General features: G+C 54.9%; 12 protein-coding genes. 8 read left to right on the plus strand and 4 right to left on the minus strand.

The features are described 5' to 3' along the window. Window positions 1-292: 292 nt before the first annotated feature. Window positions 293-781: a sigma D regulator gene (gene rsd / locus NA986_RS23755; protein WP_000934315.1), complete on the minus strand. Its 489-nt coding sequence runs from the start codon at window positions 779-781 to the stop codon at window positions 293-295. A gap of 92 nt (window positions 782-873) precedes the next feature. On the opposite strand from rsd, the gene nudC reads away from it, so the two are divergent. From nudC to NA986_RS23785, 6 genes are all read left to right on the plus strand, one after another. Continuing rightward, on the plus strand, window positions 874-1647 hold the full coding sequence (gene nudC / locus NA986_RS23760; protein ID WP_000373955.1) for an NAD(+) diphosphatase: 774 nt from the start codon (window positions 874-876) through the stop codon (window positions 1645-1647). Window positions 1648-1687: 40 nt separating this feature from the next. After that, window positions 1688-2752 (plus strand): uroporphyrinogen decarboxylase, encoded by a 1065-nt coding sequence (gene hemE, locus NA986_RS23765; RefSeq protein ID WP_000137629.1) that lies wholly within the window; start codon window positions 1688-1690, stop codon window positions 2750-2752. Between the two features lie 9 nt (window positions 2753-2761). Beyond that, window positions 2762-3433 (plus strand): deoxyribonuclease V, encoded by a 672-nt coding sequence (gene nfi, locus NA986_RS23770; protein WP_000362364.1) that lies wholly within the window; start codon window positions 2762-2764, stop codon window positions 3431-3433. A gap of 41 nt (window positions 3434-3474) precedes the next feature. Next, on the plus strand, window positions 3475-4065 hold the full coding sequence (locus tag NA986_RS23775) for a YjaG family protein (protein ID WP_000940093.1): 591 nt from the start codon (window positions 3475-3477) through the stop codon (window positions 4063-4065). Between the two features lie 186 nt (window positions 4066-4251). After that, window positions 4252-4524, plus strand: a complete 273-nt coding sequence (gene hupA, locus NA986_RS23780) for a nucleoid-associated protein HU-alpha (RefSeq protein WP_001044509.1) — start codon at window positions 4252-4254, stop codon at window positions 4522-4524. Between the two features lie 11 nt (window positions 4525-4535). Further along, window positions 4536-5228 (plus strand): DUF1481 domain-containing protein, encoded by a 693-nt coding sequence (locus tag NA986_RS23785; RefSeq protein WP_001083940.1) that lies wholly within the window; start codon window positions 4536-4538, stop codon window positions 5226-5228. Between the two features lie 41 nt (window positions 5229-5269). Here the strand turns inward: NA986_RS23785 and zraP are convergent, their stop codons facing one another. Then, complete coding sequence (zraP, locus tag NA986_RS23790) at window positions 5270-5725, minus strand: zinc resistance sensor/chaperone ZraP (protein ID WP_000828129.1); 456 nt, start codon at window positions 5723-5725, stop codon at window positions 5270-5272. A gap of 253 nt (window positions 5726-5978) precedes the next feature. Between zraP and zraS the strand changes: the two genes are divergently transcribed. Then, window positions 5979-7376, plus strand: a complete 1398-nt coding sequence (zraS, locus tag NA986_RS23795; RefSeq protein WP_023216631.1) for a two-component system sensor histidine kinase ZraS — start codon at window positions 5979-5981, stop codon at window positions 7374-7376. A gap of 5 nt (window positions 7377-7381) precedes the next feature. Further along, window positions 7382-8707, plus strand: coding sequence for a sigma-54-dependent response regulator transcription factor ZraR (gene zraR, locus NA986_RS23800; RefSeq protein ID WP_000617928.1), 1326 nt, complete (start codon window positions 7382-7384; stop codon window positions 8705-8707). On the opposite strand, the gene purD is transcribed toward zraR, so the two are convergent. Next, complete coding sequence (gene purD / locus NA986_RS23805; protein WP_023216630.1) at window positions 8704-9993, minus strand: phosphoribosylamine--glycine ligase; 1290 nt, start codon at window positions 9991-9993, stop codon at window positions 8704-8706. The genes zraR and purD overlap by 4 nt on opposite strands. 15 nt (window positions 9994-10008) lie before the next feature. Continuing rightward, window positions 10009-11598, minus strand: coding sequence for a bifunctional phosphoribosylaminoimidazolecarboxamide formyltransferase/IMP cyclohydrolase (purH, locus tag NA986_RS23810; RefSeq protein WP_023216629.1), 1590 nt, complete (start codon window positions 11596-11598; stop codon window positions 10009-10011). Window positions 11599-12057 lie beyond the last annotated feature (459 nt).

The following is a 12057-nucleotide window of genomic DNA, read 5'->3' on the forward strand; positions in this document are numbered from 1 at the left end:
AAGGCAGCAGCATAAAGCAGAATTACTCTTGTTCCCTTCGCAGGTATTAACCTGATCAGGTTCCGCGGATCCCGAATTAACGGTCTCAGCCTTTTCCACTTCATCCTTCGCGCTGCCTCTTCGTTGGCTTCGTCCGCTCACTCCAGTCACTTACTTATGTAAGCTCCTGGAGATTCACCGACTTGCCGCCTTGACGCATCACGAACGCTTTTGTGGAAAATTAGCACTCCGACAAGATAACCGCCCCTCCGAAGAGGGGGCTGAAGTAAACTACCCGTTACTCGCGCAGAACTCAAGCGGGACGTTTGACTCTGGCGCCGTCGTGCATCGCGTCAAACACCAGCATAATCAGCTTGTCTTCCAGCACAAAGCGGGCTTCCAGCGCTTCGCCGATATCTGACAGAGCTTGTTGAAATTCGAGACAATTATCGTGATCGATGGCAGTTTCCAGGCTGGTGTCGTAATAATCCATAATGCGCTGCGTATTATCTTCCAGCAGCGGCCAGATTTTTGCCGCATGTAAAAGCTGACCGTTTCCTTCCAATTTATGGAGAATACGTTCATAAATACTGAAGTGCCCGGCGGAAAGGTAATCGACCAGGCTCTGACAAAAATCATCCAGCGCTTTTTCATTCAGCCGCATGTACGATTCTTTGCCAGGCTTAATGCCAACCAGATTGTAGTAAGCCACGAGCAGGTGCTTACGTACATCCAGCCAGCGATCGACCAGTTTGTTGCTTCCGCCAACGCGCTCCGTCAGGTTTTCCAGCTGGTTTAGCATGATTGTCTCCGCAAGTTAGATAAAGGCTGCTCGCCATGAATGTAAAAATAATGTTAACAACATGCCAGTGAAGCAAAGGTAGTGCAAGAGCTATGGATCGTATAATTGAAAAATTAGAGAGTGGCTGGTGGATCGTCAGCCATGAACAAAAATTATGGTTGCCGTATGGGGAATTACCACACGGGCTGGCGGCAAATTTCGATCTTGTGGGGCAGCGCGCACTCCGGATAGGTGAATGGCAAGGCGAGCCCGTCTGGCTGGTGTTACAGCATCGACGCCATGATATGGGATCGGTTCGCCAGGTTATCGATCAGGATGCCGGGTTGTTCCAACTGGCGGGACGTGGCGTACAGTTGGCGGAGTTTTACCGATCGCATAAATTTTGCGGCTATTGCGGGCACCCTATGCACCCGAGTAAAACCGAATGGGCGATGCTGTGCAGCCATTGCCGCGAACGCTACTATCCGCAAATCGCCCCCTGCATTATTGTTGCCATTCGCCGTGAGGATTCCATCCTGCTGGCCCAGCACGTTCGCCACCGCAACGGCGTGCATACGGTACTGGCCGGGTTTGTTGAAGTCGGCGAAACCTTAGAACAGGCGGTCGCGCGAGAGGTAATGGAGGAGAGCGGCATTAAGGTGAAAAATCTGCGCTACATTACTTCGCAGCCGTGGCCTTTTCCGCAGTCGTTGATGACCGCTTTTATGGCGGAGTATGACAGCGGCGAGATTGTCATCGACCCGAAAGAACTGTTGGAAGCAAATTGGTACCGTTATGACGATCTGCCGCTACTACCGCCGCCGGGCACCGTCGCGCGCCGTTTGATCGAAGATACGGTGGCAATGTGTCGGGCTGAATATGATTGACATGTTACACTGGGCGCATCAACGCTAAAGGAATGTAAAAATGACCGAACTCAAAAACGATCGTTATCTACGTGCGCTGCTGCGCCAGCCCGTTGATGTTACGCCAGTGTGGATGATGCGCCAGGCGGGCCGTTATCTACCGGAGTACAAAGCCACTCGCGCTCAGGCGGGCGATTTTATGTCGCTGTGCAAAAATGCCGAACTGGCCTGCGAGGTCACTTTACAGCCGCTGCGCCGTTATCCGCTTGATGCGGCGATCCTTTTCTCGGATATCCTGACGGTTCCGGACGCGATGGGCCTGGGGCTGTACTTCGAAGCCGGGGAAGGCCCGCGCTTTACGGCCCCTGTCACCTGCAAAGCCGATGTCGATAAGCTGCCCATTCCCGATCCGGAGGATGAACTGGGCTACGTGATGAATGCGGTGCGTACGATTCGCCGCGAACTAAAAGGCGAGGTTCCGCTGATCGGCTTCTCCGGCAGCCCGTGGACGCTGGCGACTTACATGGTGGAAGGCGGCAGTAGCAAAGCCTTCACGGTGATTAAAAAGATGATGTACGCTGACCCGCAGGCGTTGCATCTGCTGCTGGATAAGTTGGCGAAAAGCGTCACGCTGTACCTCAATGCGCAAATCAAAGCGGGCGCGCAGTCGGTGATGATTTTCGACACTTGGGGCGGCGTGCTGACTGGCCGCGATTACCAGCAATTCTCCCTGTACTACATGCATAAAATCGTCGATGGCCTGCTGCGTGAAAACGACGGTCGCCGCGTGCCGGTAACGCTGTTCACTAAAGGTGGCGGTCAGTGGCTGGAGGCGATGGCGGAAACCGGCTGCGACGCGCTGGGTCTCGACTGGACGACAGATATCGCCGATGCGCGCCGTCGCGTTGGCCATAAAGTGGCGCTGCAGGGCAATATGGACCCCTCGATGCTGTATGCGCCGCCGGCACGGATCGAAGACGAAGTAGCGACTATACTTGCTGGTTTCGGTCAGGGAGAAGGGCACGTCTTTAACCTTGGACATGGCATCCATCAGGATGTGCCGCCAGAACATGCTGGCGCATTTGTGGAGGCAGTGCACCGACTTTCTGCGCAGTATCACAGCTAAGGAGTTAGTATGGATCTCGCGTCGCTACGCGCTCAACAGATAGAACTTGCTTCATCGGTTTGCCGCGAAGATCGCCTGGACAAAGATCCGCCAGCGTTTATCGGCGGGGCGGACGTCGGTTTTGAGCAGGGGGGCGAGGTGACGCGGGCGGCGATGGTGTTGCTGAAATATCCGTCGCTTGAACTGGTCGAGTACAAGGTGGCGCGTATTGCCACCACCATGCCGTATATCCCCGGCTTTCTCTCTTTTCGTGAATATCCTGCTCTGCTGGCGGCGTGGGAACAGCTCTCGCAAAAGCCCGATTTGCTGTTTGTGGACGGTCACGGTATTTCGCATCCGCGTCGGCTTGGCGTCGCCAGTCATTTTGGACTGTTGGTGGACGTGCCGACCATCGGCGTAGCGAAAAAACGGCTATGCGGTAAATTTGAGCCACTTTCCACCGAACCTGGCACACTTAGCCCCTTAATGGATAAAGGCGAGCAACTGGCGTGGGTATGGCGCAGCAAGGCGCGCTGTAATCCGCTGTTTATCGCGACGGGGCACCGGGTCAGTACTGACAGCGCGCTGGCGTGGGTACAGCGCTGTATGAAAGGGTATCGCCTGCCGGAGCCGACGCGCTGGGCGGATGCGGTCGCTTCCGGACGTCCGGCGTTTGTTCGTTGGCAAGAAATTCAGCGCTGATTCAGGTAAACTGCCGCTAATTTCCGATTCGAGATTCCATCATGTTACAAAACCCGATTCATTTGCGTCTGGAGCGGCTGGAAAGCTGGCAGCACGTTACCTTTATGGCCTGCTTGTGCGAGCGCATGTACCCGAACTACGCCATGTTTTGCAAGCAGACGGAATTCGGCGACGGACAGATCTACCGTCGCATTCTGGATCTGATCTGGGAAACCCTGACGGTGAAAGATGCAAAGGTCAATTTCGATAGCCAACTGGAGAAGTTTGAAGAGGCAATTCCGGTAGCTGACGACTATGATCTGTACGGCGTTTACCCGGCGATTGATGCCTGCGTCGCATTAAGCGAATTAATGCATTCTCGTCTTAGCGGCGAAACGCTGGAACACGCTATTGAGGTTAGTAAGACTTCCATTACTACGGTGGCGATGTTGGAAATGACTCAGGCTGGTCGGGAAATGACCGATGAGGAGCTCAAAACGAACCCTGCCGTTGAACAGGAATGGGATATTCAGTGGGAAATATTCCGACTTTTAGCCGACTGCGAAGAACGCGATATTGAACTGATAAAAGGGCTCAGGGCAGACCTGCGCGAGGCTGGTGAGAGCAATATCGGTATAAATTTTCAGCAATGACACCAGAAAACGTGATTTAACGTCTGATTTGTCGTGCCATAAGGCTTCCCTTATGCCCCCCGTCTGGTCTACATTTGGGAGGCGAAAAAAAGTGGCTATCGGTGCGTGTATGCAGGAGAGTGCTTTTCTGGCATTTCCGTCGCACTCGATGCTTAGCAAGCGATAAACACATTGTAAGGATAACTTATGAACAAGACTCAACTGATTGATGTAATTGCAGACAAAGCAGAACTGTCCAAAACCCAGGCTAAAGCTGCTCTGGAATCCACTCTGGCTGCTATTACTGAGTCTCTGAAAGAAGGCGATGCTGTACAACTGGTTGGTTTCGGTACCTTCAAAGTGAACCACCGTGCTGAGCGCACTGGCCGTAACCCACAGACCGGTAAAGAAATCAAAATCGCCGCCGCTAACGTACCGGCGTTTGTTTCTGGTAAAGCTCTGAAAGACGCAGTTAAGTAAGACGCGTAACTGTGAACAGTTTTATCGAAGGGGCTTATCAGCCCCTTTTGTCCGTCTGGCGTCGCGCGTTTCTGTTTTCTGGCGCGCTGTTGCTGACTGCCTGCAGTCATAACGCTTCACCGCCTCCGTTTACTGCCAGCGGCTTTGCCGGCGATCACGGCGCGGTGCGTATCTGGCGTAAAGATACGAACGATGAAGTCCATCTGCTTTCTGTTTTTAGCCCGTGGCATAGCGGCAGCACGACGACCAGCGAATATCGTTGGCAGGGTGATACGCTTTCGCTTATTGAACTCAATATTTACAGCAAACCGCCAGAACATATTCGCGCGCGTTTCGACGCTCATGGCGAACTCAGTTTTATGCAGCGTGAAGTTGGGGGGCAGAAGCAGCAGCTTTCCAACGATCAGATTGCCTTGTATCGCTATCGCGCCGAACAAATCCGTCAGACCAGCGACGCCTTGCGCCTGGGGCGGGTCATACTACGCCAGGGACGCTGGCACGCCGACCATACGGTAACCACCTGTGAAGGTGAAACGCTGAAACCGGATCTGGATTCCTGGGCAATAAGCCACATTGAGCGCCGCCAGAACCACTCATCGGTAGAGGTGAGCGTAGCATGGCTGGAGGCGCCGGAAGGATCGCAACTTTTGCTGGTGGCGAATTCAGATTTCTGTCACTGGCAGCCGCAAGCGAAAACCTTTTGATGGAATACCGAATGGCGAAGCCGCCATTCGGCAAACATGCTTTACCAGTTTCCCATACCCATATGACCGCCGCCGCGATGATAACCGCCGCCATAGCCGCCGCAACCGCCATAGCCCATTCCTGCGCCGCGTGGTATGCCAGCCTGCGCCATCGCGACATCCCGTTTCACGCGTTGCTCATCTAACTTCTGGCCTAATGACTCCATCTCTTTGGCAACCGCGTTAATTTTCGCAGTATCCGGCGAACTGGCGGTCAGTAGCGCGTTGTATTCATAACGTTTGGATATCAGTTGCTGGCGCAGCGCGCTGGTCTGCGTATAGTAATCATCATAAATCTTCTGCGCCGTCGCCTGCTGTTCCGTAGTTAACGGGCTACCTCCCTGTTGCCACATACCGTCATTGTTGCCCCAGTGATGCCCGGCGAAGGCGGCGCCGGAGCTCAGGGCCAAAAGAGAGAGGGCAATTAGCGCGATAGCTGATTTATTGTTCCGTTTCATTTTGCGTTCTCCTGTTGCTCATCTTATCCTCTCTCTTGCATCTTCCGTGCCAGGTAACTATTCCTTGTCGGGCAGCGAGTTAACCCGCTTCAGGCGGCAAAAAGCGAGTAAAAATGACTCGCATGACCCGCCTGGCGAGTCATTTTTACCCACTAGTATCCGAAAGGGTGTGCGACACCGCGCGGTTATGCGGAGCAAAGAATGGCATGATCTCTGCTTAAGTAAGGAAAATAAAAACGAGCCGGGGAAGCCTGTGAGTTTTATACGATTACATAAAGATGCCGCTGCAACGTGGTTGAGTCGACTGTTACCTGTGGCGATCTTCATTCTGGTGGGGCTATTTTCCATTATGGTCATTCGCGACTATGGCCGTGAGAGCGCTGCTGCCAGGCAGACGCTGCTGGAAAAGGGAAATGTACTCATTCGCGCTCTGGAGTCCGGCACGCGAGTAGGTATGGGAATGCGGATGCATCACGCGCAGCAGCAGACATTGCTGGAAGAGATGGCGGGTCAGCCAGGCGTGTTGTGGTTCGCCGTAACGGATGCGCAGGGGGTAATCATTACTCATAGCAACCCTGGCATGGTGGGCAAATCGCTCTATTCCGCATCTGAAATGCATCAACTAAACCCCGGGCCGCAGGAGCGTTGGCGGCGTGTCGACGTTGCTGCTAACGGCGAGACGGTGCCTGCGCTGGAAATTTACCGTCAGTTCCAGCCGCTTTTCGGTATGAGAGGTCACGGTATGAGGGGGCACGGCATGGCGCGTAGCGCCAATGACGACGAACCAGCGAAACAAACTATTTTTATTGCCTTTGACGCCAGCGAGCTGGCCGCGACACAGGCAAGGGAGTGGCGTAATACGCTGATTGTTTTGTCTGCGTTAGCGGCGGTGCTGTTGGCAACGTTACTGGCGTTTTTTTGGCATCAGCGTTATCAGCGCTCACACAGAGAACTGCTTGATGCAATGAAGCGTAAAGAAAAGCTGGTGGCGATGGGGCATCTGGCGGCGGGCGTCGCGCACGAAATTCGTAACCCGCTCTCGTCCATCAAAGGGCTGGCGAAATACTTTGCCGAGCGCACGCCAGCCGGTGGCGAGTCGCATGAACTGGCGCAGGTGATGGCCAAAGAGGCCGACCGTTTGAACCGGGTGGTAAGCGAATTGCTCGAACTGGTAAAGCCCGCGCATCTGACGCTCCAGACGGTTAACCTCAATGATATTATTACTCACTCCCTGAATCTGGTCAGTCAGGATGCCCAAAGCAGAGAGATTCAGTTGAGGTTCACGGCGAATGAGACGCTTAAGCGTATTCAGGCTGACCCGGACAGGCTGACTCAGGTGCTGTTGAATTTGTACCTGAACGCTATTCATGCGATTGGCCGCCAGGGAACGATTACCGTAGAGGCAAAAGAAAGTGGGACCGACCGCGTTATCATCACTGTTACCGATAGCGGGAAAGGGATCGCCCCGGATCAGCTTGAGGCGATTTTTACACCTTATTTTACGACCAAAGCTGACGGGACAGGCCTGGGGCTGGCGGTGGTGCAAAATATCATCGAACAGCATGGCGGCGCGATTAAGGTGAAAAGTATTGAGGGTAAAGGCGCGGTCTTTACTATCTGGTTGCCAGTGATAGCGAGACAACAGGATTAACAAGGGTGATACGCGGAAAAATCGATATTCTGGTTGTGGATGATGATGTAAGCCACTGCACGATTTTACAGGCGCTGCTTCGGGGCTGGGGCTATAACGTCGCTCTGGCCTACAGTGGGCATGATGCGTTGGCTCAGGTGCGTGAGAAAGTCTTTGATCTGGTACTGTGTGATGTGCGTATGGCGGAGATGGACGGTATCGCTACGCTGAAGGAGATTAAAGCGCTCAACCCCGCCATTCCGATTTTGATTATGACGGCATTCTCCAGCGTGGAAACGGCGGTAGAGGCGTTGAAAGCCGGCGCGCTCGACTATTTAATTAAACCGCTGGATTTTGACCGTCTGCAGGAGACGCTGGAAAAGGCGTTGGCGCATACGCGGGAAACGGGCGCTGAATTGCCATCGGCGTCGGCTGCGCAGTTTGGCATGATTGGCAGCAGTCCGGCGATGCAACATTTACTGAATGAAATCGCGATGGTCGCACCATCAGACGCCACGGTATTGATTCACGGAGACTCCGGCACGGGTAAAGAGCTGGTGGCGCGGGCGCTACACGCCTGTAGCGCCAGGAGCGATAAACCGCTGGTCACGCTCAACTGCGCCGCGCTTAATGAATCGCTGCTGGAGTCTGAGCTGTTCGGCCACGAAAAAGGCGCGTTTACCGGCGCGGATAAACGTCGGGAGGGACGCTTTGTCGAAGCTGACGGCGGGACATTGTTTCTTGATGAAATCGGCGATATCTCGCCGTTAATGCAGGTACGTTTGCTGCGGGCGATTCAGGAGCGCGAAGTGCAACGCGTGGGAAGTAACCAGACGATATCTGTGGATGTTCGGTTAATTGCCGCTACCCACCGCGACCTGGCGGAAGAGGTGAGTGCCGGTCGCTTTCGCCAGGATCTCTATTACCGCCTGAATGTGGTGGCGATTGAAATGCCTTCTTTGCGCCAGCGTCGGGAAGATATTCCGCTACTGGCAGACCATTTTCTGCGGCGTTTTGCCGAACGTAACCGCAAAGCGGTGAAGGGGTTTACGCCGCAGGCGATGGATCTGCTGATCCACTACGACTGGCCGGGCAATATCCGTGAGCTGGAAAACGCTATCGAGCGGGCGGTGGTGTTGCTGACGGGAGAATACATTTCTGAACGCGAATTGCCTCTCGCTATTGCCGCGACGCCGATAAAAACGGAATACAGTGGTGAGATCCAACCGCTGGTGGACGTCGAAAAAGAGGTGATTCTGGCGGCGCTGGAAAAAACGGGCGGCAACAAAACCGAAGCCGCCCGTCAATTGGGCATTACGCGCAAAACGCTACTGGCTAAACTCAGCCGTTAGTTCTGTTCACGCTCAATGGCGCGCCAGCCAATGTCGTTACGGCTGAAGCTGCCGTCCCAGCGGATGTCGGTCATCAGGGCGTAAGCGCGTTTCTGCGCCTCAGCCACGGTGTGGCCCAGCGCGGTGGCGCACAGGACGCGTCCGCCGCTGGTCAACACGCGGTTGCCATCGGCGAGTTTGGTGCCCGCGTGGAAAACCTTACCGTCAGCCACTTCTTCCAGCGGCAGACCGTGGATCTCGTCGCCGGTGCTGTAGCTGCCCGGATAACCGCCCGCGGCGATCACCACGCCTAATGAAGCGCGTTCGTCCCACTCGGAGGTTTTCTCATCCAGCTTGCCGTCGCAGGCGGCCAGGCAAAGATCCACCAGGTCCGACTTCATGCGTAGCATGATCGGCTGGGTTTCCGGATCGCCGAAGCGGCAGTTGAACTCAATAACTTTCGGGTTGCCCTGCTTGTCGATCATCAGACCCGCGTACAGGAACCCGGTATAGGTATTCCCTTCCGCCGCCATGCCTTTTACGGTTGGCCAGATGATGCGTTCCATGGTGCGCTGATGCACTTCATCAGTTACCACTGGAGCCGGAGAGTAAGCCCCCATGCCGCCGGTGTTCGGGCCGGTATCGCCGTTGCCTACGCGTTTGTGGTCCTGGCTGGTGGCCATCGGCAGCACGTGTTCGCCGTCGACCATCACGATAAAGCTCGCTTCTTCGCCGTCGAGGAACTCTTCAATCACGATGCGGTGGCCCGCGTCGCCAAAGGCGTTGCCTGCCAGCATGTCATGAACGGCGGCTTCGGCTTCTTCAAGCGTCATCGCCACGATAACGCCTTTGCCCGCAGCCAGACCATCGGCCTTGATGACGATCGGCGCGCCTTTCTCACGCAGATAAGCCAGGGCTGGCTCAATCTCGGTGAAATTCTGGTATTCCGCCGTCGGAATCTGGTGACGAGCGAGGAAATCTTTGGTGAACGCTTTGGAGCCTTCCAGTTGGGCGGCCCCTTCGGTTGGGCCAAAGATCTTCAGACCCGCCGCGCGGAACGCATTGACCACGCCAATCACCAGCGGCGCTTCCGGGCCGACGATGGTCAGATCTATCTTCTCGTTCTGGGCAAAGCTCAGCAGCGCCGGAATATCGGTGACGCCGATAGCCACGTTCTGCAACGCTGGCTCCAGCGCGGTACCGGCGTTACCCGGTGCGACAAAAACGGTATCAACCAGCGGCGACTGTGCGGCTTTCCAGGCCAGCGCGTGTTCGCGCCCGCCGTTACCAATGACTAAAACTTTCATCGTCTGCTCCCTGAATTAATGGCGGAAGTGGCGCATGTCGGTGAAGATCATCGCAATGCCGTGTTCATCGGCAGCGGCAATGACTTCATCATCACGGATAGAACCGCCAGGCTGGATAACGCAGCTCACGCCGACAGCGGCAGCGGCATCAATACCGTCACGGAACGGGAAGAAGGCGTCGGAAGCCATGGCTGAGCCTTTCACTTCCAGACCTTCGTCAGCCGCTTTAATGCCAGCGATTTTCGCGGAGTACACGCGGCTCATCTGGCCTGCGCCTATGCCGATAGTCATGTTCTCTTTGGCATACACAATGGCGTTGGATTTCACGAACTTGGCTACCTTCCAGCAGAACAGCGCGTCACGCAGCTCCTGCTCGGTCGGCTGGCGTTTGGAAACCACGCGCAGTTCAGCTTCGCTCACCATACCCAGGTCACGATCCTGAACCAGCAGGCCGCCGTTAACGCGTTTGAAATCCAGGCCCGGAACACGCTCGCCCCACTGACCGCAGGTCAGAACACGGACGTTCTGCTTAGCTGCGGTGATTTTCAGCGCTTCTTCGCTTGCGGATGGGGCGATGATCACTTCCACGAACTGACGGGAGATGATGGCCTGCGAGGTTTCGGCATCCAGCTCGCGGTTGAAAGCGATGATGCCGCCGAACGCGGAGGTCGGGTCGGTTTTATAGGCGCGATCGTAAGCGTCGAGAATAGAGGTACTTACCGCCACGCCGCACGGGTTAGCGTGCTTGACGATTACGCAGGCTGGCTCGTTGAACGCTTTCACACACTCCAGCGCCGCGTCGGTATCGGCGATGTTGTTGTAGGAAAGCGCTTTGCCCTGAACCTGTTGTGCGGTGGCAACGGACGCTTCTTTCACATTCTCTTCTATATAGAAGGCAGCCTGCTGGTGGCTGTTCTCGCCGTAGCGCATATCCTGCTTCTTAATGAAGTTCAGATTCAGCGTACGCGGGAAGCGACCGGCGGCTTCTTTGCTTTCACCGTGGTAGGCCGGAACCATGCTGCCGAAGTAGTTAGCGATCATGCTGTCGTAGGCGGCGGTGTGTTCGAAGGCTTTAATCGCGAGATCGAAACGGGTGTCGAGGGTCAGAGAACCTTCGTTAGCATCCATCTCTTTAATAATGGCGTCGTAGTCGCTGCTCTTCACCACGATAGCGACGTCTTTATGGTTCTTCGCAGCAGAGCGCACCATGGTCGGGCCGCCGATATCGATGTTCTCTACCGCATCTTCCAGCGAGCAGCCTTCGCGTGCTACGGTTTCGGCGAACGGATACAGGTTAACGACAACCATATCGATAGGGGCGATGTGGTGCTGTTCCATAATGGCATCGTCCTGGCCGCGGCGACCGAGGATGCCGCCGTGGACTTTTGGATGCAGGGTCTTTACGCGTCCATCCATCATTTCCGGGAAACCGGTGTAATCGGAAACTTCGGTCACCGGCAGGCCTTTTTCTGCTAACAGGCGGGCGGTGCCCCCCGTAGACAGCAGCTCCACACCGCGTGCGGAAAGTGCTTGGGCGAATTCGATGATACCGGCCTTGTCAGAAACACTGAGCAGAGCGCGGCGGACTGGACGACGTTGTTGCATGGTAAATCCCCTGGATTTGACGATTACAGAGAGCGTTAGCTGAATTTTTCGTGAAAAACTCAGCTAACGCCCCTTATGGGGTATTCTCATTTTGCGGCGACATTGTAACGAAAACGTTTGCGCAACGCTCGCGAATTTTTCTTTTTAAATTCTGGCCCCGCTTTTATCCCTGAAAGATCGTTTGCAGAGTGAGAAGATCCAGGAAATGAACGCGAATTTTGTGGATAAGTCTGTGCGTAAATGGGTATAACCAGGGGTTTTGCTGGGGAATGCAGCAAACAGTCATTTTTCTGCAATTTTTCTATTGCGGTCAGCAGAGAACTCCCTATAATGCGCCTCCATCGACACGGCGGATGTGAATCACTTCACACAAACAGCCGGTCGGTTGAAGAGAAAAATCCTGAAATTCAGGGTTGACTCTGAAAGAGGAAAGCGTAATATACGCCACCTCGCGACGGT

It is taken from the genome of Salmonella sp. NW177 (genome assembly GCF_051811585.1).
GTDB lineage: Bacteria > Pseudomonadota > Gammaproteobacteria > Enterobacterales > Enterobacteriaceae > Salmonella > Salmonella enterica.